The sequence below is a fragment of the Halobacillus aidingensis genome (assembly GCF_900104185.1).
Classification (GTDB): domain Bacteria; phylum Bacillota; class Bacilli; order Bacillales; family Halobacillaceae; genus Halobacillus; species Halobacillus aidingensis.
Window position 1 is genome coordinate 84,593 of the sequence record NZ_FNIZ01000005.1, and the last position, 25,056, is coordinate 109,648.

At 43.2% G+C, this 25,056-nt stretch carries 27 protein-coding genes; 22 read left to right on the top strand and 5 right to left on the bottom strand.

Translation table 11 applies throughout. The features are described 5' to 3' along the window. Positions 1-7: 7 nt before the first annotated feature. The 21 genes from spoIIIAC to spo0A all read left to right on the top strand — a co-directional run bounded on the left by spoIIIAC (position 8) and on the right by spo0A (position 19,546). Positions 8-214 (top strand): stage III sporulation protein AC, encoded by a 207-nt coding sequence (spoIIIAC, locus tag BLS23_RS06625; protein WP_089651759.1) that lies wholly within the window; start codon positions 8-10, stop codon positions 212-214. A gap of 3 nt (positions 215-217) precedes the next feature. Beyond that, positions 218-610: a stage III sporulation protein AD gene (gene spoIIIAD, locus BLS23_RS06630; RefSeq protein ID WP_089651760.1), complete on the top strand. Its 393-nt coding sequence runs from the start codon at positions 218-220 to the stop codon at positions 608-610. Between the two features lie 19 nt (positions 611-629). Next, positions 630-1,796 (top strand): stage III sporulation protein AE, encoded by a 1,167-nt coding sequence (gene spoIIIAE, locus BLS23_RS06635; protein ID WP_089651761.1) that lies wholly within the window; start codon positions 630-632, stop codon positions 1,794-1,796. A 10-nt stretch (positions 1,797-1,806) separates the two neighbouring features. Beyond that, the gene (gene spoIIIAF / locus BLS23_RS06640) at positions 1,807-2,409 is read left to right on the top strand and encodes a stage III sporulation protein AF (RefSeq protein ID WP_089651762.1); all 603 of its coding nucleotides are present in this window, start codon (positions 1,807-1,809) and stop codon (positions 2,407-2,409) included. Beyond that, entirely contained in the window at positions 2,402-3,031 is a 630-nt protein-coding gene (gene spoIIIAG / locus BLS23_RS06645; protein WP_089651763.1) for a stage III sporulation protein AG, read from the top strand. Before spoIIIAF ends, spoIIIAG begins: the two co-directional genes overlap by 8 nt. Positions 3,032-3,043: 12 nt before the next feature. Then, entirely contained in the window at positions 3,044-3,595 is a 552-nt protein-coding gene (locus BLS23_RS06650) for a SpoIIIAH-like family protein (protein WP_089651764.1), read from the top strand. A 957-nt stretch (positions 3,596-4,552) separates the two neighbouring features. Further along, a complete protein-coding gene (gene accB, locus BLS23_RS06660) occupies positions 4,553-5,062 on the top strand; it encodes an acetyl-CoA carboxylase biotin carboxyl carrier protein (protein WP_089651766.1) in 510 nt (169 codons plus the stop codon). Between the two features lie 16 nt (positions 5,063-5,078). Continuing rightward, positions 5,079-6,437, top strand: a complete 1,359-nt coding sequence (accC, locus tag BLS23_RS06665) for an acetyl-CoA carboxylase biotin carboxylase subunit (protein WP_089651767.1) — start codon at positions 5,079-5,081, stop codon at positions 6,435-6,437. Between the two features lie 15 nt (positions 6,438-6,452). Further along, a complete protein-coding gene (locus tag BLS23_RS06670; RefSeq protein WP_089651768.1) occupies positions 6,453-6,857 on the top strand; it encodes an Asp23/Gls24 family envelope stress response protein in 405 nt (134 codons plus the stop codon). Between the two features lie 160 nt (positions 6,858-7,017). Then, complete coding sequence (gene nusB / locus BLS23_RS06675) at positions 7,018-7,395, top strand: transcription antitermination factor NusB (protein WP_089651769.1); 378 nt, start codon at positions 7,018-7,020, stop codon at positions 7,393-7,395. Positions 7,396-7,417: 22 nt separating this feature from the next. Next, positions 7,418-8,269, top strand: a complete 852-nt coding sequence (gene folD, locus BLS23_RS06680; protein WP_089651770.1) for a bifunctional methylenetetrahydrofolate dehydrogenase/methenyltetrahydrofolate cyclohydrolase FolD — start codon at positions 7,418-7,420, stop codon at positions 8,267-8,269. An 11-nt stretch (positions 8,270-8,280) separates the two neighbouring features. Further along, complete coding sequence (xseA, locus tag BLS23_RS06685) at positions 8,281-9,633, top strand: exodeoxyribonuclease VII large subunit (protein ID WP_089651771.1); 1,353 nt, start codon at positions 8,281-8,283, stop codon at positions 9,631-9,633. Beyond that, entirely contained in the window at positions 9,623-9,859 is a 237-nt protein-coding gene (locus BLS23_RS06690) for an exodeoxyribonuclease VII small subunit (protein WP_089651772.1), read from the top strand. The genes xseA and BLS23_RS06690 overlap by 11 nt, the downstream gene beginning before the upstream one ends. Positions 9,860-9,862: 3 nt before the next feature. Further along, positions 9,863-10,741 carry a polyprenyl synthetase family protein gene (locus tag BLS23_RS06695; protein WP_341845037.1) on the top strand — a complete coding sequence of 293 codons (879 nt, stop codon included), beginning with the start codon at positions 9,863-9,865 and terminating at the stop codon, positions 10,739-10,741. A gap of 705 nt (positions 10,742-11,446) precedes the next feature. Beyond that, positions 11,447-12,046 carry a hypothetical protein gene (locus BLS23_RS06700; RefSeq protein WP_089651773.1) on the top strand — a complete coding sequence of 200 codons (600 nt, stop codon included), beginning with the start codon at positions 11,447-11,449 and terminating at the stop codon, positions 12,044-12,046. An 18-nt stretch (positions 12,047-12,064) separates the two neighbouring features. Then, on the top strand, positions 12,065-13,957 hold the full coding sequence (gene dxs / locus BLS23_RS06705) for a 1-deoxy-D-xylulose-5-phosphate synthase (protein ID WP_089651774.1): 1,893 nt from the start codon (positions 12,065-12,067) through the stop codon (positions 13,955-13,957). Positions 13,958-13,961: 4 nt separating this feature from the next. Further along, positions 13,962-14,786 (top strand): TlyA family RNA methyltransferase, encoded by an 825-nt coding sequence (locus BLS23_RS06710; protein ID WP_089651775.1) that lies wholly within the window; start codon positions 13,962-13,964, stop codon positions 14,784-14,786. Positions 14,787-14,849: 63 nt separating this feature from the next. Then, a complete protein-coding gene (ahrC, locus tag BLS23_RS06715) occupies positions 14,850-15,299 on the top strand; it encodes a transcriptional regulator AhrC/ArgR (RefSeq protein ID WP_089651776.1) in 450 nt (149 codons plus the stop codon). A 16-nt stretch (positions 15,300-15,315) separates the two neighbouring features. After that, positions 15,316-17,040: a DNA repair protein RecN gene (gene recN, locus BLS23_RS06720; protein WP_089651777.1), complete on the top strand. Its 1,725-nt coding sequence runs from the start codon at positions 15,316-15,318 to the stop codon at positions 17,038-17,040. A 235-nt stretch (positions 17,041-17,275) separates the two neighbouring features. Then, positions 17,276-18,526, top strand: a complete 1,251-nt coding sequence (gene spoIVB / locus BLS23_RS06725; protein WP_089651886.1) for a SpoIVB peptidase — start codon at positions 17,276-17,278, stop codon at positions 18,524-18,526. A gap of 240 nt (positions 18,527-18,766) precedes the next feature. Next, positions 18,767-19,546, top strand: coding sequence for a sporulation transcription factor Spo0A (gene spo0A, locus BLS23_RS06730; RefSeq protein ID WP_089651778.1), 780 nt, complete (start codon positions 18,767-18,769; stop codon positions 19,544-19,546). Positions 19,547-19,592: 46 nt separating this feature from the next. Here the strand turns inward: spo0A and BLS23_RS06735 are convergent, their stop codons facing one another. Further along, positions 19,593-19,868: a hypothetical protein gene (locus BLS23_RS06735; protein ID WP_089651779.1), complete on the bottom strand. Its 276-nt coding sequence runs from the start codon at positions 19,866-19,868 to the stop codon at positions 19,593-19,595. 207 nt (positions 19,869-20,075) lie between these two features. On the opposite strand from BLS23_RS06735, the gene BLS23_RS06740 reads away from it, so the two are divergent. Next, on the top strand, positions 20,076-21,425 hold the full coding sequence (locus BLS23_RS06740; RefSeq protein WP_089651780.1) for an aspartate kinase: 1,350 nt from the start codon (positions 20,076-20,078) through the stop codon (positions 21,423-21,425). Positions 21,426-22,044: 619 nt separating this feature from the next. Here BLS23_RS06740 and BLS23_RS06745 read toward each other — a convergent pair. From BLS23_RS06745 to BLS23_RS06755, 4 genes are read right to left on the bottom strand one after another with little or no spacing between them, the layout of a single operon-like run. Beyond that, on the bottom strand, positions 22,045-22,785 hold the full coding sequence (locus BLS23_RS06745) for a 3'-5' exonuclease (protein ID WP_089651781.1): 741 nt from the start codon (positions 22,783-22,785) through the stop codon (positions 22,045-22,047). After that, entirely contained in the window at positions 22,785-22,982 is a 198-nt protein-coding gene (locus BLS23_RS22115; protein ID WP_279615117.1) for a putative nucleotidyltransferase substrate binding domain-containing protein, read from the bottom strand. The genes BLS23_RS06745 and BLS23_RS22115 overlap by 1 nt, the downstream gene beginning before the upstream one ends. Continuing rightward, positions 22,924-24,684 (bottom strand): DUF294 nucleotidyltransferase-like domain-containing protein, encoded by a 1,761-nt coding sequence (locus BLS23_RS06750; protein ID WP_279615118.1) that lies wholly within the window; start codon positions 24,682-24,684, stop codon positions 22,924-22,926. The genes BLS23_RS22115 and BLS23_RS06750 overlap by 59 nt, the downstream gene beginning before the upstream one ends. 43 nt (positions 24,685-24,727) lie before the next feature. After that, complete coding sequence (locus BLS23_RS06755) at positions 24,728-24,964, bottom strand: DUF2627 domain-containing protein (protein ID WP_089651782.1); 237 nt, start codon at positions 24,962-24,964, stop codon at positions 24,728-24,730. Positions 24,965-25,056: the final 92 nt, after the last annotated feature.

The following is a 25,056-nucleotide window of genomic DNA, read 5'->3' on the forward strand; positions in this document are numbered from 1 at the left end:
AGGCATTGTGCTCCAAGATGCAACGATATTATTCCAAATCGCTGGTGTAGGTATTATTGTCGCGATGATCCATAGCATCCTGAAACAGATGGGAAAAGAAGAGATTGCACAGGCTGTGACGTTGACAGGTTTCATCATTGTATTATTCATCGTCCTTCACAGGCTCGCCGATCTGTTTCAAGAAATCAAGTCTGTATTTCTTTATCAGGGGTAACCCATGGATATCATTCAAATTGTCTCATTAGGATTAGTTGCGGCCCTATTGATTTTACTCTTAAAGGAACACAAATCTTCGGTCGCTTTTCTTCTCCTTTTATTTACAGTCATCATCCTGTTCTTAACCATTCTTGATCAGGTCAGGCATATCTTTGCACTGTTGTCTTACATGGCAGAAAAGGCTCAGGTTGAGCCTGTGTATTTCAAGACGATCCTGAAAATTATCGGCATAGCCTATATTGCAGAATTTGGAGCTCAGCTTATCCGGGATGCTGGACTCAACTCCTTGGCTTCTAAAGTGGAATTAGCAGGAAAATTGTTTATATTGATGCTTGCCATACCGATTGTTACAGCTGTCATCGAGACCATTTTGGATTTTATTCCAGGGGCATAGGAAACTCGGGAGGGATGCCATGAAACGGATATTGTTGTGTTGCCTAATTGTTATCGTTTGCTTGAGCGCTCCAATCGTCGTTGCTGCGTCTCCCTCCCCTGCAGATTCTGACATTTCTATGCTCGACCATGTCTCCACAGAAGAGTTGGAGGAAAATTGGAATCAATTGAATCAGCAGTATGGAGATTATCTACCCAGCTTTCATACGAATAATTTTCGTGAATTTATTGAAAGTGAAAGTTCCGTTGAATCATCGGATTGGTTTTCTGGGATTCTGGAGTTCTTTTTCCATGAGCTTCTCTTAAACGGAAAGTTGCTTGCTTCCTTATTGTTTTTAACATTATTCAGTACTTTGCTTCATTCGGTGCAGTCAGCATTCGAAAATTCTGTAGTAAGTAAGATTGCCTACATGGTGGTTTATCTTGTTTTATTGACACTTGCACTTGAGAGTTTCCGGCAAGTCATTGAATACACACTAGGGGCCATTGAACGGATGAGCAGCTTCATGATCGGATTGATTCCTCTTCTTCTAGGAATCATGGCTTCATTCAGTCACTTGATGTCGATTTCCTTTTTTCACCCTATTATCATTGCACTCGTCCAATCCAGTGGCCTGCTAGTCAAATACTTACTCATCCCATTGTTTGCATCCTCCGCTCTCTTGCTGATTGTGGGAAGTTTGAATGAGACGTATAAAGTGGATCAACTGGCTGAACTTCTGAGGAAAACTGGCATGGCGATCATGGGTGTTTTTTTAACCATATTTCTTGGAGTGATATCTGTCCAGGGGACGGTGACCGCGGTCCAAGATGGCATTACGATGAAAACGGCTCGCTTTGTCACAGGAAATTTTGTACCCGTTGTCGGGAGATTGTTTACGGATGCCACCGATACAATCCTTGGGGCTTCCCTTGTACTAAAAAACACACTAGGAATTGCGGGTGTCGTCATATTACTAGGAATCGCAGTATTTCCTGCTATTAAAGTGTTAGCCATAGCGCTGATCTATAAAATTGCAGCAGCTCTTCTTCAGCCGCTGGGAGACGGGCCGATCATCCAGGCGATGGATGTCGTCAGCAGGCACATTTTTTATATATTCGCAGCACTACTAATGGTTTCCATGATGTTCTTTCTTGTCATCGTCATCATGGTGGCGGCAAGTAACATTACGATGATGGTCAGATAGGGTGGTGAACATGGAATATCTCATTGAGTGGATCACAAAAATTGTTCTGTTTCTCTTATTAGCGATGGTAGCTGATGCCCTTCTCCCGTCTGGCGTCATGAAGAAGTACGCCCGGCTGGTCATGTCTATTTTGCTACTACTGATCTTTATGGGGCCGCTTTTACAAATTTTAAATATTGATCCTGATCGCCTTGTCCAACGTGCAGATCAGACAATGCAGCAACAATTGGACGCAGAAGTTTTCGAGGAAAATGTAGAATCCAAGAAAAATGAAATACTCGCCGGACAAGATGCATATAAATTAGAACAAGTTACCCAGGCTCTTGCAGCTGAAATTGAAACACCATTAAAAGAAGAGCAAAACTTGGTTCTCGTCGATGTGGAAATGAGCTTCCATCAACAACCCTACAGTTTGGAAACGTTGGACAAGCTGACCCTCACACTTACTCGTAATGAACTGACCCAGTCGGTCGAAGATGTAGAGATCTCTGTCATGGATGAAGGGGATACAGAAGAAGAAAAGCAAGATCCAGAATTATTAAAGTGGGTCGCTGACTATCTTGACTTGAACAAAGAACAAATCATTATCCGCTGGGAGGATGAGGATGAATAAATGGTGGAACAAGCTGACGGAACCTCTATCAAACAAAGAGGGGAGAAAGCTGAATAAAACGAAGTATTTGATTGCCATTGGCATTATTGGAGTGTTGATTATCTTAACAAGCAATTGGTTTCAGCCGAGCGATCCTCCTTCACCGGCTCTTGATGAAGGAAATGTCCAAAGTCAATCAGGAGAGGGCGCAGCGGCTGCACAAACTCCTGAAATGACGGACTCTATTTCACAGTTGGAAAAAGAATACGAAAAACAGCTCAAGCCTCTTCTTGAAAACATTCAAGGGGTGAGTGCTGTGGACATTATGATCAATCTGTCATCGACACATAAAAAAGTGTACGATAAAAATTTAATCGTCGGAAAACAAACCACTAAGGAAAATGATAAGAACGGAGGGGAACGTGAAATTGAGGATTATTCGAGAGAACAGCAGCTAGTTCTCGTCCGCCAAGGCGATCGAGAAGTTCCGCTGCTAACGCAAACATCTAAGCCGGACGTAAGTGGGGTTTTCGTAACAGCCGAGGGGGTCGATCAAATGCAGGTGAAAGCGTGGGTGGTGGAAGCTGTCTCTAGAGTTTTGGATGTCCCGACTCACAGGATTTCTGTTTTGCCTAAACAATAAGGAGGGGTTACTTTGGTTAAAAAACAAACAGTTTGGTTGTTGACAATGTTGAGTCTCTTGATTGTTCTAAGTGTATATTACATGACATCCCCGGACAATGGTGAAATGGCCTTCATCCAGGAAGACGAATGGGCAGAAATTACAGAAGACGCAGCAGGAGAAGAGGGTGTGGAAACCACAGGTGATGGCACGGTCATTTCGCAAATTTCTACAGATGAACTTTTCTCAGCAATCCGTTTGGATATGCAAAATCAACGGGATCAAATGCAAGAACAGCTATCCGAAATCGTTGCCTCCAGTGACTTTAGTACAGAAGAGAAAAATGAAGCCTTAGAAAAAATGGAAACAATCAAAGCAAACCAATCCAAAGAATCCATCATCGAAAATACAATCCGTGCAAGTGCATCCTATGATGATGTACTAGTAAGAGCGGAAGATGACGTCGTCCACGTTACAGTAAAAGCGGATGAGTTATCGAAGACAGAAACGAACAACATCATTCAAATGGTCTCCGATGAATTCGGGCAAAAAGAAGTCCAAGTCCAATTCCAGCCAGCAGGCTGAAAATAAAACAAAAGCCTCACTCCTTCAAAAAAAGAGTGAGGCTTTTTTATCGTTTTCCTTCATTTATTATTAAGCTATCTGGCAGGATTTTGGAAGACTCAGTTTCGAGACTTTTTGAGTGGATGGGGGCTGCGGGGAATAGCTCGCTTTCCGCGGGAGCGCGGTGAGCCTCCTCGGACTGCGCCCTGTGGGGTCTCACCCTGCACTTTTTTCCCGCAGGGGTCTCGCCATTCCCCTCCGCCCCTTTGCCGTGTGAGTGTCTCGAAACCACCTCAACAATCTTCTCACTTCCAACTGAATGGATATGCATCGTTTGAACACCTGTGCCAGGTATTTATCTCCCAAACGCCTGATATAGAGCGTTTTTACCTACAGTCCATGATGACTGGAAGACACCCAGTTCCGGTATAGGATTTCGTTTCTCTTCCACATGGAATGGGGGGGTGGGAAGCTGCGAGACTCCTGGATAAAGGAGCTCGCCACTCCCCACAGGAAAGCGAGTAACAAACCCCTACACCAGTAGAGAATGCCTTTCACTATCCTGGAATTATACGCATAAAACGCTGTATAGCAAGATTGACGCAACCAAAATAGCCATCGGGGGAGTTCGTTTTTCTTCTATTTTCACTGGATAAAAGCTGCTTATTCTGGATGTGGTTTCGAGATACTTATATGGTCAAGGGGCGGAGGGAAACGGTGAGACCCCGGAAGGCGTAGCCTGAGGAGGCTCACCGCCCGCCCCATGGAAAGCGAATCTTTTCCCGGAGCCCCTAGAATCACACAAACATCTCGAAACTGAGTCTTCCAGAAAAGGGAGCTATTGTGGAATAGTTGTCAGAATATTACTGGGGGTTATTCTTGAAGCGAGTTGCAGGGAGGTGGTAATGTATAATAGAATATGAAGAGGTATTAGTACCAGTTTATAAAAAGTAACTTTACATAAGAGGGGTGCCACAAATGCTAAAGGTACAAGAAATCAGAGAAATCATTAAGTTGATTGATCAATCCAATATCGATGAGTTTTCTTATGAAGCAAACGGAACTAAAGTCCACATGAAAAAGCCACAGGGAGAGGTTGTTTCTCAACCTGTGCAAGTCCAACAACCAGTACAAGCTCCACCAAAAACAGAGCCTAAACAAGAAGCTGTTGAGCAAGCGCCTAAACAAGAGGCTAAAGAAGACACAGCTGAGAAAGAAGCTCCTAAAGCTCAAGGGAACGCCGATTACGATGCAGAGGTGAAATCACCGATGGTCGGAACTTTCTACGCATCACCTTCTCCTGAAGAGGATGTGTATGTGAAAGTAGGAGACACAGTCAAAGAAGATTCCGTCGTCTGTATCGTTGAAGCGATGAAATTATTTAATGAGATTGAAGCGGAAGTATCTGGGGAGATCGTTGAGATTCTCGTTAAAGACGGTGAACTAGTGGAATATGGACAGCCGTTGTTCCGCGTGAAGTCCAAGTAAACGGGGGTTTAAGACGTTGATTAAAAAAGTTCTGATAGCAAACAGAGGAGAAATCGCAGTCCGGATCATCCGCGCTTGTAAAGAGGTGGGGATTGAAACGGTCGCGGTTTATTCTGAAGCTGACAAAGAAGCATTGCACGTTCAGATGGCTGATGAAGCGTATTGTGTCGGTCCGACGCTTAGTAAAGATAGTTATTTGAACTATACGAACATTATGAGCCTAGCCACATTGACGGAGACAGATGCGATTCATCCAGGATACGGGTTCCTTTCTGAAAATGCAGAGTTCGCAGAGATGTGTGAAGAGTGTAACATCACTTTCATTGGACCTTCCTCCTACGCCATCCAAAAGATGGGGACGAAGGACGTTGCTCGTGAAACGATGAGAGAAGCAGGTGTACCTGTTGTGCCTGGCTCAGCAGGCATCATCAAAGACGAAGAAGATGGGTTAAAAGTTGCTGAAGAGATCGGTTACCCTGTCATTATTAAGGCGACAGCAGGCGGGGGCGGAAAAGGGATCCGTGTAGCCCGCAATGAGGAAGACTTGAAAAAAGGAATTCGCATGACCCAGCAGGAAGCAGAGACTGCTTTCGGAAATCCTGGTGTCTATATCGAAAAATTCATTGAAGATTTCCGCCACGTCGAAATTCAGGTCCTTGCCGATAACCACGGCAACGCTGTTCACCTTGGTGAAAGGGATTGTACCATCCAACGCCGCCTTCAAAAGCTGATTGAAGAGACACCGTCTCCAGCTATTTCAGAAGCTATGCGTGCGAAAATGGGAGATGCAGCAGTAAAAGCTGCTCTTGCCGTTAACTATTCAGGTGCGGGTACCGTTGAGTTTATCTACGACAAAGAAGATGATTCTTTCTACTTTATGGAAATGAACACAAGAATCCAAGTTGAACACCCCGTTACAGAAATGGTTACAGGTGTAGACTTGATCAAAGAAATGTTGTTGATTGCAGATAATAATGAACTTTCCTTCAAGCAGGAAGATATTGAATTCGAAGGTTGGTCCATTGAATGCAGGATCAATGCGGAAAACCCTCACAAAAACTTTATGCCTTCGGCTGGAAAAATTGATATGTACCTACCTCCAGGAGGCCTTGGTGTAAGAGTCGATTCAGCTGCATATCCTGGCTACATGATTCCGCCTTATTATGATTCTATGGTCGCTAAGTTGATCACGTATGGTCGTGATCGAGATGAAGCGATTCGCAGGATGAAGCGAGCCCTTGATGAATTTGTCATTGAAGGTGTTCATACGACGATTCCGTTCCACCAACGCATGATGGAACATGAAGTATTTGTTGGCGGAGACTTTAACACAAAGTTTTTAGAGAAATATACTATAATGAAGGATGAATCATAAAAAGGAGTGGTCATTGTGAGTGATAAGCAATTGTTGAATGTGACAGATGGATCGACATTAGGTAACATCGAGATTGCTCCTGAAGTCATTGAAGTGATCGCTGGAATCGCTGTTTCTGAAGTAGCTGGTGTTGCTTCAATGAGAGGCAATTTCGCATCTGGCGTAGCTGAGCGCTTGGGTAAGAAGAACCACGGAAAAGGCGTGAAGGTGGAGCTCACTGAGAATGGCATTTTAATTGATGCTTATGTAGTCATGGACTATGGGATTTCCATACCTGACACAGCACAAAAGATTCAGGACAACACAAGGCAAGCGCTTAGAAACATGACAGCACTTGATATTAATGAAATCAATGTCCACATTGTCGGTGTACAAATGGAATCAGGTAAAGAGGAAGAAGTAGAAGCAGAAGAATTGTGAGAGTAATCAGAAAGGGGGCCGCTCCCTTTCTGATTTTTTTGTTTTCTTCCTGCTCTTTCGTTTGAAGATCAGCAAAATCTTGAGATCACCTGATTACAATGGCTTTTATCAAGCTAAAATGTTATTATTCTAACGGATATTACCTTAAAGGAGAATGAAGATGAAACGACGCACAGCACGTGAGAAAGCTTTCCAGGCGCTTTTTCAAACGATTACGAGTGATATTGAAACCGATGAGGCCATTGCTCATGTAGTCGAAGGCCCGGAAGTGGACGAGTTTTTATATGACCTCGTACATGGAGTCATGCAGAATCGAGAAGAGTTGGATCAATGGATTTCTGACAATCTCGACAATTGGACGTTTCCACGGTTAGCCAAAGTAGAAAAGACCGTCCTGCGAATGGCTGCCTATGAAATGAAATACAAAGAAGACGTCCCTTCGCAAGTAGCCATTAATGAGGCGATAGAGCTTGCGAAAATTTTCGGGGAAGATGAATCAGGTAAGTTTGTAAACGGCGTATTATCCAAAATGGTTTAAACAAATAAGGGGGAAATGGGACATGTCAGCAGAAGTGATTTATGGAAAACAACTGGCAGAAGATCTTCGTCAAGAAATGAAAGAAGAAGTGAGTGCACTGCATACAAAAGATATTCGTCCGAAGTTGGTCGTCGTCATATTGGGTGAAGATCCTGCTTCGATGTCTTATGTAAAAGGAAAGCAGCGCGCTTCTGAGAAAATCGGTATGGATTCTGATCTCATTGAATTACCAGTGGAAACTTCTGAACGGGAACTGCTGGACTTGATTGAAAAATTGAATCAGGATCCTACTGTGCACGGAATTCTTGTTCAATTACCAGTGCCTGACCATATTTCTGACCAAAAAATCATTGAAGCCATTCATCCAGAAAAGGATGTGGATGGATTTCACCCGGCAAATGTCGGCAAAATGATGACTGGCCAGGACACCTTTTTCCCATGTACACCGTATGGAATACTCGTCATGCTTAAACGTGCAGACATCACACTTGAAGGAAAGCATGTGGTGATCATCGGCCGTAGCAACTTGGTTGGGAAACCAGTAGGTCAACTGTTGCTCAACGAAAACGCAACAGTTACCCATTGCCACTCCCGTACAAAAAATTTGCAGTCGCATACGAAGCAGGCAGATATTCTTATCGTTGCTGCAGGTAAACCTTCCTTAATTTCAGCCGAAGATATTAAAGAAGGAGCGGTTGTCATTGACGTAGGAGTCAACCGTGTGGATGGTAAGCTGACTGGTGATGTGGATTTTGAGTCTGCGAAAGAAGTAGCTTCCCATATTACTCCAGTGCCTAAAGGTGTAGGCCCGATGACCATCACCATGCTCCTCCATAATACGATTAAAGCGGCCAAGCGAATTCATAATCAGTAAGGAGGATGGGTATGCAGGATCAGTACTTGAGCGTTACGGCACTAACGAAGTACATTAAGCGTAAACTTTCAGGGGATCCGCATTTGAAAACGGTTTGGTTGAGGGGAGAAATTTCGAATTTCAAACACCACAGCCGTGGGCATATGTACCTCTCCTTAAAAGATGACCAGGCCAGAATCCAGTCCGTTATGTTTGCTGGAAATAACCGTTCCCTTAAGTTTGTGCCTGAGAATGGAATGAACGTCCTCGTCAAAGGGGAAATCAATGTTTACGAACCTATGGGTCAATATCAGCTGTATATTAAAGAAATGCAACCGGACGGAATCGGAGCTCTTTACTATGCTTTTGAACAGTTGAAGGAAAGATTGGAAAAAGAGGGCTTGTTTTCTCTAGAGCGTAAAAAGCCTCTTCCTACATACCCAAAACACATTGGTGTCATTACTTCTCCTACAGGGGCAGCTGTTCGAGATATTATGACAACGATAAAAAGGCGCTATCCTATTGTGCCAGTCACAGTCCTACCTGTGCTCGTCCAGGGGGAGCGGGCGGCTTCCTCTGTAGTCAATGCCATTCAGTATGCGAACGAAAAAATGGATGTTGATGTTTTGATTGTTGGTCGGGGCGGAGGCTCTATCGAAGATTTATGGGGATTCAACGAAGAAGTGGTTGCAAGAGCGATTGCTGCATCTGAAATCCCTATTATCTCGGCCGTGGGTCATGAAACGGACACGACCATCAGTGATTTTGTGGCAGATGTAAGAGCAGCAACACCGACGGGGGCTGCTGAAGTTGCTGTTCCATCCATTGTAGAGTTAGGGGATCAGGTCAAGGCGATGGATCACCGTCTTCAAAGGGCAATGGAAGTGAAAAAAACAGAAGCGAAGCAACAATTGGAGCGTTTAAAAAAGTCATATGCTTTCAAGTACCCTGAACAGATGATGAAGCAAAAAGAGCAAGACTTGGATAGGGTCATAGAACGTATGGCCATTCAAATGAAGCACCTTCATCAAACGAGTCATGTTCATTGGGGGAACATGGCTCGGAGGTTACGACAGCAAGGGCCTGAGTTAAAAATCAAAGAAGGCGCAGAGTCTCTGGAGCGCCAGACGAACCAGTTGCAGAAGCGGTTTCAAGCCCTTCTTCAGCAGAAAAAGGAACGGTTCTATGCAAATGTCGATAAACTGACCTTAGTGAACCCTTTAGACATTATGAAGCGAGGCTTCGCTGTTCCCTTTGACGTATCTGGAGATGTCATAAAAAGTACTTCGGAGATCACAAATGGCCAATCCCTCTCCTTGAAAATGCAGGACGGAATCGTTGATTGTCACGTAACGGATGTAAAGGAGGATGAAAATGACAGATAAGCAGGAAACCATCAGTTTTGAGGAAGCGATGAAACAGCTTGAAGAAATTGTAGAGAAGTTGGAAACAGGAGAAGTTCCCTTGGAAAAAGCGATCCAGTATTATCAGGAGGGAATGAAGCTGTCCAAGCTTTGTAGTGAAAAACTAGGAAATGTTGAGACTCAAATGCAACAAATCATGAATGAACACGGTGAGTTGGAACCGTTCTCTGTCCAGGAGGAAGACTGAACGGTGCATTTAGCTGACTACCTTAAAGAAAAAAGACAACGAATTAATCAGCAACTGGAAATGCTTGTCCGTGACTATACGGTTTCAGGACGTCTTCAGGACTCTATGTTATATTCCATTCACGCTGGAGGGAAAAGGTTGCGCCCAATCCTATTAATGGCGACAGCTCAAGCTTTTCGTGTTCCTGAAGAGAGAGTGACGGGAGTCGCCTCAGCACTCGAGATGGTTCACACTTATTCCCTGATTCATGATGATCTCCCTGCCATGGACGATGATGATTTAAGACGAGGAAAACCAACGAATCACAAGCGCTTCGATGAAGCAACCGCGATTCTTGCAGGAGATGCATTATTGACGCTAAGTTCCCAGGTGATTACGGAGGATGCGGGATTAAATGATGCTGAACGCGTTTATTTAGTTCGTGAATTGACGAAAGCCAGCGGTGCGAGAGGCATGGTTGAAGGGCAGATGCAGGACATGCTGAGTGAAGGTACTAAAATCTCTTTAGAAGCCCTTGAAAATATTCACAGGAATAAAACAGGGCAATTGCTGAGGTTCTCTATCCTCGCTGGAGCGTATTTAGGCGGAGCCTCAGAAAAGGTCCTCGGAGAAATGACCGAGATGGCTGAAGCACTTGGGCTTGTTTTTCAAATTCAAGATGACATCCTAGACGTCACAGGAGACTCTGAGGTTATCGGGAAACCTGCGGGCAGTGATGAAGGCAACCATAAAAGTACTTACCCACAGCTTCTTGGATTAGATGGAGCAATAGCGCAAAAGGATAAATACGTTCAAAAGGCTCAACAGGCTCTGGTAAATGCAGGTGTTGAGGGAACCACTCTTTCTGAGCTTATTCACTATTTGAGCACACGTGATCATTGAGCAGAATGATTTCGATTGAGCCACGTGACAAAATGTGATATATTATGATTACAAAAGGAATGGTGCAGTATTCTAGTCGGCCCTCCGTTCCTGAAGGCGGGCCTAAAAATCCGCCGAAGGGCACATCGATGAAGTTCCTTGTGTTGGCTTGAGGCGCCCAGCCTTGGGTCGATGCTGGGAGTTAAGGTCGCAGGGCGATCCACAAAGGCATGTGGGCGTTGACCCTGCTTCCGCGGAGGCCCATTATTGTAATGGCATCTGAGCCAGATGCTGTTATGAAATGGGGTATGAACCTGCAGCATATGGAGTAACATCTATATGCGCAGCGTAGCCTGCCTTGAGTGGTTCTTGAGGGGATTATAGTCAGTGAACATCACGCAGCTTCAGATGGCCACTGAGGTGCTGATGCAGAAACTATATGAAATCAGAACTGCAAAAGAGGCTAAGGAACGGCTAAAGGCTGTCGGGGAAATCCCCTAGACTGTTCCCAGGACATGATTTAGGAATTATAGTGCGGACTAAGTGGCAATCTAGTCCAGTTGCCGGAGACGGGGCTGAGTCGAGTTTAAAGGGGAACCGCCAGAATGGTGACATTCGGTACTCGACTGGGAAAACCTACTAGACCTAAGCCGCAATTTTTACTTGAATCATGACCATTCCTTTCCTTACATAAGACATATCAATTTAGTGATATAGAGGGTATATATGGATAACAAATTAAAAAAATCTTTAAAATTCAGTTTGAGTATCGCCGTTATCACATTCGTGTTAGCGGCTATTTTTTCAGTTATATCTTCTTCCGTTTTAAGTGGAGTCGTATGGATCATCGGCCTCGTCCTTGTATTCATTATCGTCTTTACGGGTGTCGTCTTCGACATGCTAGGTATCGCAGCCACAGCTGCTCAGGAGCAGCCTTTCCATGCGATGGCTTCTGAAAAGGTGAACGGAGCAAAAGAAGCGATTGCCATTGTCAGAAACGCTGATCGATTCGCAAGTTTCTGTAATGACGTAATAGGGGATATATCTGGTATAGTTAGTGGTACGGCGTCTGCGGTTGTCGTCATCCAACTGGCCAACAACTTCGGCTATAGTGACGGATCAACGGTCCAAATTGTCATATCTGTGATCCTGACAAGTATTGTAGCTGCACTTACTGTCGGTGGAAAAGCCCTTGGTAAATTTTTTGCCATCAATAAGTCCACAGATATTATTTTCTTCGCTGCAAAGGTCATTTCATGGTTAGAAAAGCGGCTGAAAGTAAGAATAGTAACAAGTGCACCGTCGTCCACTAAAAAATCAAGATAAATACAAGGGGGTCCTTCAATGGATCTGTGTAAAATTAAAGACCCTTCACTTCTGAAGGATATGAATACCAACCAACTAGAGCAATTGGCAGATGAAACGAGGCAGTTCCTCATTGAAAACCTGGCTACGACAGGAGGCCACCTGGGAGCTAACCTTGGGGTCGTTGAGCTTACCCTCGCTCTTCATAAAGTATATAAAAGCCCGGAGGACCGTTTTCTATGGGATGTAGGCCACCAATCTTATATCCATAAAATCTTGACCGGTCGTGGAGGTCAATTCGATACGCTCCGCCAATATAAAGGGCTGTGCGGCTTTCCGAAACGTGACGAAAGTGAACATGATGTATGGGAGACAGGACACAGCTCCACTTCTTTATCCGCAGCGATGGGAATGGCCATTGCGAGGGACTTGAAAGAAGAAAAGCATTCGATTTTACCGATCATCGGTGATGGAGCACTTACAGGTGGAATGGCTTTAGAGGCCTTGAACCACATCGGACACGAGAAGAAGAATGTAACCGTTATCCTAAATGACAATGAAATGTCGATCGCTAAAAATGTGGGGGCTCTTCACGGTGCGCTGGGAAGGATGAGAAGCGCAGGGAAATACCACCGAGTAAAAGACGATCTTGAGTGGGTATTGAAGAAAATCCCTGCTGTCGGAGGAAGAATTGCACAGGCGGCAGAACGGCTGAAGGATAGCATGAAGTACTTTGTAGTACCTGGGATGTTCTTCGAAGAACTTGGGTTTACGTATTATGGTCCAGTAGATGGGCATGACTTCAATGATCTTATCGAGAATTTGAATTACGCCAAAAAGACGGACGGCCCTGTCATCGTCCATGTAATGACACAAAAAGGAAAAGGCTATCACCCTGCAGAGACCGATGTAAAAGACAAATGGCACGGTGTAGGTCCATACAAAATGGAGTCAGGTGAAAAAATTAAACCTGTGGGTGCTCCTCCTGCTTGGAGTTCTGTTATCAGTGAGGCATTGCGTAAGGAAGCAAAGCAGGATGATCGTATCGTTGCCGTAACACCAGCGATGATTCTCGGTTCTAAATTAGAGAAATTCGGTGAAGAGTTCCCTGATCGTCTTTTTGATGTAGGAATAGCTGAACAGCATGCAACGACAATGTCAGCCGGTCTAGCTACACAGGGAATGAAACCGTTTTTGGCTATCTATTCTACCTTTTTACAGAGGGGATATGACCAGGTCGTCCACGATGTGGCCAGGCAGAAATTAAACGTTATTTTTGGCATCGACCGAGCTGGATTAGTAGGGGCGGATGGAGAGACCCATCAGGGTGTTTTCGATATTGCTTTCCTACGGTCTGTTCCGAATTTTGTGATTTCTATGCCTAAAGACGAAAATGAGGCGCAGCATCTAGTTCATACTGCTACCCACTATGAGGATGGTCCTTTTGCAATTCGTTATCCAAGAGGGAATGCAAAAGGTGTACAAACAGATGAACAGCCCGAGATTATTCCAATTGGAAGCTGGGAAGTCTTAAAAGAAGGAACGGATGCCGTTATCCTGACCTTTGGTACGACTATTGACATGGCTCTTGAAGCTAGTGAAAAAATGAAAAACGATGGCCGTTCAGTGAAAGTCGTGAATGCGCGATTCATCAAACCATTGGACGATGCGATGCTTCATGACATCATGAAAGCGGGTATGCCGATCCTCACTGTAGAAGAAGGTGTCCTTCAAGGTGGATTCGGTTCAAGCGTTTTAGAGTTTGCAGAGGAAAATGAATACTCCTCTCAATGGGTCAAACGTATGGGTGTACCAGATCGTTTCATTGAACATGGCAGTGTCCAAAAGCTTTGGGAAGAAATAGGGTTAACGACCGATCACATCGTACAAAATCTGAAACAAATGATACCGAATAAACAGCAAAGGGCTTAAGTATATGGGAAGAAAAGTAAGATTAGATGTATTTTTAGTAGAAAAAGGTTATGTGGAAACTCGCGAAAAGGCGAAGCGAACCATTATGGCAGGGCTTGTTTTTCATAATCAAGTCCGTCTGGATAAGCCTGGTCAAAAAATCGAAGAAGACACAGAGCTTACAGTCAAAGGTAAAGCCATTCCTTATGTAAGCAGGGGCGGGTTGAAACTCGAAAAGGCCTTAAAGTTTTTTGACCTTTCAGTAAAGGATAAAGTGATGATCGATATCGGCTCGTCTACCGGAGGTTTCACAGATTGCGGTTTGCAAAATGGAGTGAAGCTTAGTTATGCGATCGATGTCGGTTATAACCAGTTGGATTGGGGCCTTCGTAACCATGAACAAGTCATTGTCATGGAGAGAACAAATTTCAGGTACGTGACAAAAGAAGATTTGAAGGAAGGCCAGCCACAATTTGCTTCGATTGATGTTTCCTTTATTTCGTTAAAAATTATTCTTCCAGTACTAGCGACGCTGTTGGATAAAGAAGGTGATGTCGTTGCCTTGATCAAACCTCAATTTGAAGCTGGACGTGAGCAGGTAGGAAAAAAAGGAATTGTCAAAGACCCGTCCATACATAGACAGGTAATTGAAAATATTCTTGATTTTGCAACTCAACACGGCTATTCTGTACATGGACTCACTTTTTCGCCAATCACAGGCGGAGACGGGAATATCGAATTTCTTGTCCATTTACGTTTGAATGGAGATGGACAAAGCGGGATTTCAGAAGAAATCAATATTGAGGCGGTCGTTGAAGAAGCGCATGAAGCGCACCGTAAAAACGCATAATGAACGTAAAAGGGCTTATGAAAAGCCCTTTTCTTATGGAAGGACTGGAAACGGAGGATGGTCATGAATAAAGGACAACGTCATATCAAAATCAGGGAATTGATTACGAATGACGACATTGAAACCCAGGATGAGTTAGTCGATCGATTAAAGGGTATGGGCTATAATGTTACTCAAGCCACAGTTTCAAGGGATATTAAAGAATTGCACCTTGTCAAAGTACCTATGATGGATGGGCGTTATAAATACAGCTTGCCTGCGGATCAGCGTTTTAATCCTTTTGAAAAATTAAAACGTTTGATGATGGATGCGTTTGTCAGCATTGATCGGGCAGGTCATTTCATCATTTTAAAAACTCTGCCAGGAAACGCGAATGCGGTAGGGGCACTCGTCGACAATTTGGAATGGGATGAAATCATGGGTACGATTTGTGGGGATGATACATGTTTGATCATTTGCCGCAGTGCAGAACAAACAGAAACAATAAGTGAGCAGCTGCTCAATATGTTATAACTGAGGTGAAAGTTTCATGCTAACAGAATTGTCTATTCGTGATTTTGCAATCATTGATCGAATTTCAATTACGTTCAAAGAAGGTCTCACCGTACTCACAGGAGAAACAGGTGCGGGTAAATCGATCATTATCGATGCCATTCAACTGCTATCTGGTGGACGAGGGTCTGTCGAGTTCGTGCGCCATGGAACAAAAAAAGCCGAAATTGAAGGATTGTTCACCGTAGGAAACGATCATCCCATTCATAAAGTGGGAAAAGAGTTTGGCGTCGATATTGAGGAAGATGGAATGGTGGTTCTCCAACGGACCATTACCCATCAAGGAAAGAGTATTTGCCGAGTGAACGGGAAGTTGGTCACACTTGGAATTATGAAAGAATTCGGTCATTCCTTAATCGATATCCATAGTCAGCATGAAACACAATCACTGATGGATCCAGACCGTCATATCGAACTCCTCGATATTTTTTCAGATGACGATATGAAATCTTCTTTGGAAGAATACCATCGGGTATATGACAAATACCGTGTCTTGAAGAAACGCTACAAGGAACTGAGCGAAAATGAACAAGAAATGGCGCAGCGCTTGGATTTGCTTGAGTTTCAGCTGCGAGAACTCCAAGAAGCTGAAATGCAGCCACTAGAAGATGATGAACTCTCAGAAGAGCGTAAAAAGCTGATGAATTACGAAAAGATTTATCAAGGAATCCATGATGCTTATTATTCCTTATATGGCGAACAAAAAGGCCTGGACTGGCTGAGTCATGCTATGACATCACTAGAGAGTACGGCAGACGTGGACGAGGAACTGGCCAAACTTTCAGAAGAAATGTCGAACTCTTACTATATCATCGAAGAGTTGACCTTCCAATTAAGCAATCAGATGGCAGCGCTTGAGTTTGATCCTGAGCGTTTAAATCAAATTGAATCACGCTTAAACGAGTTGAATCGTTTGAAGAAGAAATATGGGGCAACGGTCGATGATATGCTTCAATACGCCTCGAGGATTGAGGAAGAGATTGATGAGATTAAAAATAAGGATTCTCACTTGAATAAGATGGAAAGTGAAATTCATGAGCTGGGTCAGGATGCTGTGCTGGAGGCGAAAGCCCTTCATGACATTAGGACGAGTTCAGCAGCGACTTTATCAGAATACATCCATGAAGAATTAAGGGATTTGTATTTAGAAAAAGCATCTTTTGCTGTCGATATCAACTTGAAAGAAGGACGGGAATCCGATCCTGAGCTTGATGGGCATCCCGTACAATTGCTCCCAAATGGTATAGACATCGTTAAATTCCTAATTACCACAAATCCAGGAGAACCACTAAAAGAATTACATAAAGTTGCATCGGGAGGAGAAATGTCGCGGATTATGCTCGCTTTGAAGCGCATCTTTTCACGACACCAAGGCGTTACGAGTGTGATTTTCGACGAGGTAGATACGGGCGTCAGCGGTCGAGTAGCTCAAGCGATTGCTGAAAAAATCTACGGGATATCGGAAGGGTCGCAAGTCTTGTGTATCTCACACCTCCCACAAGTAGCTGCTATGGCCGATACTCACGTGAGAATTGAAAAAAGAGTGGATAATGATCGAACTCATACAGCAGCAAAAGAATTGACATATGATGAGAAAGCAGATGAAATATCCAGAATGATTACAGGCGCAGAACTGACAGAAACAACGGTTGAACATGCGCGTGAACTGCTTCTCATGGCTGATAAACATAAGAAACGTTGAATGAACAAAGGATAAGCGTATGGATGTTACATCCATACGCTTTTTTTATTTATATTATAGTCTCCTCAAAATTCCATTCTATATTCCAATCTTTACATATACGTTGGAGAATGTTTCTACACAAGGGAAAGGGTACTATAATTACTGTGATTATGCTCGTTTAAAAATCCCTGTGGAAGACCACATTATAAGTAAGCCATTTAGTTGGTACTGGAGTGATAAGGAGTGTGAACCCGTGAAAGATCAACAGACATTTAAATATATATGTGGTTCCGTTCTCCTGCTGTTCATGCTCATTTTACCTTTGATAGCCCCTGTTCATGATTATCTGTCCATCCCTACCGATGTAAAAATCAGTGCATCCAATGATTCAGAAGTCTTTTCTGATTTTGAAGATACAGAAGCGTTGACTGCTTTTTCATCCACTGATGATCACCAAGTCTTTTATGAGTTCGCCGGAGTTCCGCTCAAGAAAACAGATGTCACTCAAATGCGCGACATCCGTTTGATTCCTGGCGGCCAGTCGGTGGGGGTCGAATTGCATACAAAAGGAGTTCTAGTCGTCGGACACCATTTAGTCAATGGTGAAAGGGAGACGAAGAAATCACCGGGGGAGGAAGCGGATGTCCTCGTTGGTGACATTCTCCTTGAAGGCAATGGCCAAGAACTCAATAGTATGGAAAAGCTGTCCTCCATCGTCAAAGAGTCCGGCGAAGCGGAGAAACCCATTGAACTAAAGATCAAGCGAGGGAAAGAGATAATTTCCACCTCATTAACCCCTGTCTTTAACGCCCAGGAGAAGGAATATCAAATTGGTCTCTATATCCGTGATTCAGCTGCTGGTATCGGGACGATGACGTTTTATGATCCAGAAACAAAGAAATATGGAGCACTTGGCCATGTGATTTCCGATATGGATACGAAGAAACCAATCGAAATTCATGAAGGGACGATTGTTCGTTCCCACGTAACCTCTATTGAAAAAGGAAGCCAGGGAATTCCTGGGGAGAAAAAAGCAAAATTTTCTTTACGAGATGATCGTTTAGGAACGATTACCAAAAACACACCATTCGGCATTTTTGGGGAATTGGATGGGGATATGAAGAATGAGACGTATCCTAAAGGGGTCCCTGTCGGATTTGCAGAAGAAGTCGAAGAAGGACCTGCACAGATTATGACTGTGTTAGATGGTGAAGAAATGCAGACCTTTGATGTGGAAATCGTCAGTAACATGCCGAAAAAATCGGCGGTAACAAAAGGAATGATTGTTAAAATCACAGACCCTGAACTACTTGATAAAACAGGTGGTATTGTTCAGGGAATGAGTGGAAGCCCGATCATTCAAAATGGAAAAATCATTGGTGCAGTCACTCATGTGTTCGTCAATGACCCGACAAGCGGGTATGGTGTACACATTGAATGGATGCTACAAGAAGCCGGAATAGAAATATACGAAGATAATATCAATAAGCAAAAAGCAAGTTAGAAGAGCCTTCCTACGGGCTCTTCTTTTTTTAATGTAATCCATTACTATTTAATCGACAAATTTCGACAAATGATACAAGTGAATGTCGAATTTATGCGAATGCGTGAGTATTTTAAAGCATTTTCAAGATAATCTCAAATATTGAAATTTTTTTGTTATAATAAAAGAGGGTTAAATTCCTGGGTGTCGAATATGTGTATTACGGAAAAAGAAGGACTATTTTGTAAGGAGGAAAAATAAATGGAAAAGATTCGAGTCTGTTTGGCTGATGATAACCGTGAGCTTGTAAAGCTACTTGAGGAATATTTTGAGGATGCATCAGATATCGATGTCGTTGGTACGTCCTATAATGGAAAAGATTGTCTTCAAATGGTTGAGGAGAAGAAACCAGATGTGTTGATTCTGGATATCATCATGCCGCATTTAGACGGTCTTGCTGTCTTGAACAAACTGAAAGACATGGACAAGCATCCGGAAGTCATTATGCTGACGGCGTTCGGTCAGGAAGAAGTCACGAAGAAAGCGGTTGAACTTGGAGCAGCTTACTTTATGATGAAACCATTCGACCTCGACCATCTTGGTGAGCAAGTACGTCAAATTAAACATGCGGGTGACCCGATCAATCGTGCATTAGGGAACAGTTACACATCAACTAAATCGAGAAAACCTGATCTTGATACAAGTATTACTCACATTATCCATGAAGTGGGAGTACCTGCACACATTAAAGGTTATCAGTACTTAAGGGAAGCCATTACGATGGTGTACCATGATCTTGAACTTCTAGGCTCGATTACAAAAGTCCTTTATCCTGATATTGCAACGAAATATAACACAACGGCATCCCGGGTGGAACGGGCCATCAGGCATGCGATTGAAGTTGCATGGAATCGAGGAAATATCGATGCCATTTCCTCCCTGTTCGGCTACACGATCTCCAACACGAAAGCAAAACCGACAAACAGTGAGTTCATCGCCATGGTGGCGGACCGCTTACGTTTAGAACATAAAGCCAGTTAAAAGAAAAAGCACGAGAGATGTGAAAACATCTTTCGTGCTTTTATTTTTATGTCGTCATCAATTCAGTAATTTCTTTGGCAAGGTTAACATCTTCATATATGCCTTCGTCAATTTCATCAATTTGGTTGTACAAAAAATTAGAGAGCTCTTCCTCTAATAAAAATAATCCGTCTCTATTGATCAACCGGTAACTGAAAGGGAGGTCCAGGTATTGAATGATTACAAAGGTGTTTCCTTGATCCTCGTATGTACATAGTATGGATAATTCACTATTTTCGGGATAATACCTGGATCCACCAAATCCATCCCTCTTTAAAACCATAGAACCACCCTTCCTCTTATCATCCATCATATCTGAAAATACCAAAAGATGTAACAAATTTATAGAATAAATGTAAAAATTCCCATGTTTCCGTCAAATTTCTCTGTTTGTATGTTTTTTTTCTAAATTTTGTTCAATTGTACACCTCTTTTGTGATACAATTCTTAATTATTAATTACTTTCGTTCACTAATGGGGTGTTGTATAAATGAAAGTCGTAAAATTCGGAGGCAGTTCTCTTGCAGATGCCGGACAATTAAAAAAAGTGAAAAATATTATTGATTTAGATGAAGACCGACGCGTAGTTGTCGTGTCCGCTCCAGGAAAACGTCATAGCGAAGATGAAAAAGTGACGGATCTCCTCATTGCTCTAGGGACATCCATTCAAATGCATCAAATGGATGAGTCCGTTTATAAAAAAATTATCGATCGCTTTCAATCGATGACAGAAGAGCTCGATCTCTCCTTTCATGTTGCGGAACAAGTAAAAGATAAAATCGATGAAGCGATCGAATTGGTGAAAGATGGATCTGAGCATGCTCTTGATGCCTTGAAAGCTTGTGGAGAAGATGGCTCTGCTCATATTTTAAGTGCTTATTTGCAGAAGGCAGGGTCTGATGCATCTTATGTAAATCCAAAAGAGGCGGGTATTCTCGTGCGAGACCAACCTGGTGGAGCATTGGTTTTAGAAGAAAGTTTTGAGAAATTGTATAGCTTGAGACATCGTAATGAAATCCTTGTTATTCCTGGATTTTTTGGCTATACGTCTGAAGGTGAATTAGTAACATTCTCCCGTGGAGGATCAGATATTACCGGGTCGATTGTTGCGGCAGGATTAAAGGCGGATTTGTATGAAAACTTCACCGATGTCGATTCCGTCTATTGCGTCAATCCCATGTTCGTAGATCAACCCAAACAGTTGACCTCCTTAACATATCGTGAGATGCGAGAGCTTTCCTATGCAGGTTTTTCAGTCTTTCATGACGAAGCTCTTATTCCTGCATTTAAAGAAAAGATTCCTGTATGCATCAAAAATACCAACAATCCAGCGGCACCTGGTACGATGATTGTGGCTGATCTACCTGAAAGGGAAAGTCACGTTGTGGGTATTGCAAGTGATGACGGATTTTTGAACTTATATGTGAGTAAATACTTAATGAACCGTGAGATCGGCTTCGGTCGTAGGTTGCTTCAAATTTTAGAAGATGAAGAAGTATCCTTCGAACATGCTCCGTCTGGAATCGATGACATGTCCGTTGTCATTCGTGAACATCATCTTCCACCTGAAAAAGAGGAAAAGGTCGTGAGGCGGATTAAAGAAGAGTTAGAAGTGGATACGGTCTTGATCGAAAGGGAAATGGCCATGATTATGATCGTAGGGGAAGGAATGAACCAGACGATCGGTATCGCCAGTCGCGCAGCAGCAGCTTTCCGAGAGGCAGAGGTCAATATTGAAATGATTAACCAGGGGTCATCTGAAGTTTCAATGATGTTCGGGGTCAAGTCCGCAGGTTTGGGCAAAGCCGTCCAATCTCTGTACCGAACGTTCTTCGAATAGACTTCCTAACTGTTAATGATGAGGGAAGTTATTAAAGTATATGGCAGGATTGTGGAAGACTCAATTTCGAGACTTTTATTGAATGGATGGGGGCTGCGGGGAATAGCTCGCTTTCCGCGGGAGCGCGATGAGCCTCCTCAGGCAGACGCCTTGCGGGGTCTCACCTAGCACTCTTTTCCCGCAGGAGTCTCGCCATTCCCCTCCGCCCCTTTTGCCGTATTAGTATCTCGGAACACTTCAAGAATCTTCTCATTTCCAACTGGATGGAGAAATTGAAACACCTATCCCAGGTATTTATCTCCCTGATGCCTGATATAAAGCACTTTTATCTAAAGCCCATGATGACTGGAAGACATCCAGTTCTGGTATAGGGGGTCGTTTCTCCTATACTTAGAATGGGGTGGTTGGGAAGCTGCGAGACTCCCGTGGGAGAAAGGAGATGGGCGAGATCCCGCAGGGCGAAGTCCGAGGTAGCTCGCCACTCCCCCACAGGAAAGCGAGTAGCTTTCCAGCTATCCCTGACACTCAAAAAAAGCAAACGATTCCCGGTTATCTTGAAACTGAGTCTTCCAGAAAAGGGAGCTTATGTGAAAAAAACAGAAAAACGAAGCAGTGAGGATCACTGCTTCGTTTTTTTCTGTTGAGATAACACTTCATTCAATTGTTCTAATGTGTGAACGTCATAGTCAATCGTTTTTGAAAGCAAATATCGAAATAGCTCTGCCGTCATAATGGCATCATTCAATGCGTGGTGTCGTTCCCTTTTATCAATGCCTACATACTTTAGCAAAGGGTCAAGCTGGTGCCTTACATTCGGCAGGAGCCACTGCGCCATAAGCTGGGAGTCGATCACGTGTGGTTCATAATCAGGAAGCTTCCACCTTTTTAACATGGCCTTTAAGAACCGCATATCAAATTTTGCGGGGTGGGCTACAAGAACAGATCCTTCACTGAAATCCATGAAATTTTGGAAACCCTCAATGAAAGGGCTGGCATTATTGAGGCGGTCCCGGGATAATCCTGTTAAACGCAGCGTCTGTTTGTTGACAGGGCGAATGGGTCGGATCACCTGATGGAACTTCTCCATTCGGCAGGCATGCAGACCTTGGAGCCTTATTGCACCTATGGATATGATCTCATGCCCGATCTCTGGTAAGAATCCGGTTGTCTCAAGGTCAAAGATGGTAAAATCCAAGTCCTTTAATTGCTTCTGGTGAAAACTTTCCTTCTTATTGAAAATGGTCAACTGCTTTTCTAATTCATGGTATGTGTGCCATTTCAAATAAGGTTTAATCTTGAAATAGTACATCGGTTTCTCAAAAAGCAAATACTTAATAATTTGTAAGTCAACTGGAAGCATTAGACCACCCGATTTCGGTTATAGCTCAATTCCAGCACCTGCTGAAGGCGTTTGGCGATAATGAGCGCTTCTCTAAGTGATCGACGTTCCTCTTTTTTCATAGGTCCAAGTTTTAAATCATTGCTTAATGGTTCTTCGTCATCCAACTGTTGAAGGTTGGCTAAACAACATGAGACGGTGTAAGGCTGTTTTCGCATTTTCTACATCCCGGGGGTGGAAACGTTCTTGTTCAGCCAGTGCTTCAAGCCTGTTCACGGTATTAATCTCTTCGATTCCATATTTCATACTGTAAATACGGATCGCATTGACGATTTGCATAATCGCTGACTTTTTCAAGTTGAGCGTTCGTTTTTTTCCGATTCCTGAAATTCTTCCGAATGGCTGGACAGGGACTCGGAACCGAAGTGTATCTTTCATAAGCAACTGATGCAGATTCAATGATTTCTGAACACGTTTTGTTACATATTTCTTTAGATCATAGGCAAGGGAATAATCGCCAGTAATCGGACGGAAGTCCATGAAAATGGTGAAATCCCGGATTTCTTCTGCATCCATTTTGTTGATCCACTGATCGATACTCCCATGCCAATCGCTCATCTGCTGACGCCATTTCGGTTCCTTGGCCATAATGCCGCCTGTACAGTAAGGAAAACCACATTCGTTCAACATATCATTGATTTTATTGGTGAAGATTTCAAAATATTTTTCGATTTTCGCTTTATGCTTACTGTTGTCATAATCGGCAAGGATGATGGCATTATCCTGGTCGGTGGAAAAGGCCTGTTCTTTCCGTCCTTCACTGCCCATGACCAGGAAACAGTAATTGATCGGTGGAGCTCCATACCCTTCACGGATCATTTGGTCTTCGGCAATTTGCACGACTTGTTTGTGAATACGATCGTTGTAGTTCGTCATCAATTCCGCGATGTCATAAGCGAACATATGATCTTTTATCAAGCTCGCCACGAATTTTTGGAAGCGTTCATTATGAATCGGTGACAACGGTTTGATTTCTTCTATAGTAATAGCATTTGAAATTTTATAAGTCAGGTCGAAGTAAACGGAATTTTTGATTGTGAAAAACGAGGACTGTCTTAAAATTCCGACGACCTTGTCCTTATGAAGAACAGGGATGATTTCTGTAGGATGGTGCTTCAAGTAACTCAAAGCATCATAGATAAATTCCTGTTCATTAATTTCATAGGCCTCTTCAGCCATATAAGCTTTGACTGGATTTTTGTGATCGTTCTCAAAGTAAGCTCTCAGTATTTCCCCATAACCAATCATTCCGAGCATAGATTGCTGATCATCACTGACAATCAGAGCTTCAATCTTTTGCTGTTGCAACATACGGGCAGCTTTTTCGATCGAGGCTTCAGGGTGTATGAACGTAGGCGGTTCCATATAAGCGTCTGCACGTTTTTTGTACAGTTCACGGTCATCCTGCTCATCTGTCGTAGAGCTCTTATATTTTACTTCATCGTATAAGCTTTTCATCAAGTGGCTGATGCCATCCATCACGACTTTCGAAAAGTGATTGTTGTTTGACATCACTTTCAAGAAGGATTCACGTTCAAAACAAATGGTTTTGATTGGTTCTAAAGCCTGAACAGAAAAGCGCATTTCACCACTTGTGAGGAGGATCATCACACCTACCAGGTCTCCGGGGTAATAGAACCTTACCGATAATTGCCGGCCGTTCGACCGGTGCATGATGTTTTTAGCAAGTCCGGAGACCATGAAGTGGATATCGATCGTATCATCTTCTTGGTCTTCATGGATGATGAATTCGTTTTTTGAAAATTCTCTGACCATGGCTTTACCAAATACTTCTTCAAACTCTTCCTCAGAAAGCAAATCGAAAGGGTATTGCTTTCTAAACATTTCAAACTCTGTCACAGAGCAAAACTCCTTCATCATAGTTGTTGTTTTCACCTATGGCCTAATCCTTTTGTTTAAACCGTCCTTTGGTCAAGTTGCGCTTTCTGTCCCTGTGGAGGATAAAGCCACCAATGAAGGCCAATCCTCCAACTACAAATAGAATGCCAACGAGACCCTGGATGGCAATGTGAAAAAAGATGGTGTGAAATTCTCCGAAAAGAGCATCTCGAATCAATTTTATTCCATAAACGGCGATCACACCGGGGGTGACTAATAAAAGTAAAGCAATTAATCGCATACTCGTAACTCCTTTAATTCAATCCATGAATAAGTATATCAAATGGCAGGGCAAGTTGGAACTATAGACGTACTTGCTAAAACATGCAGATT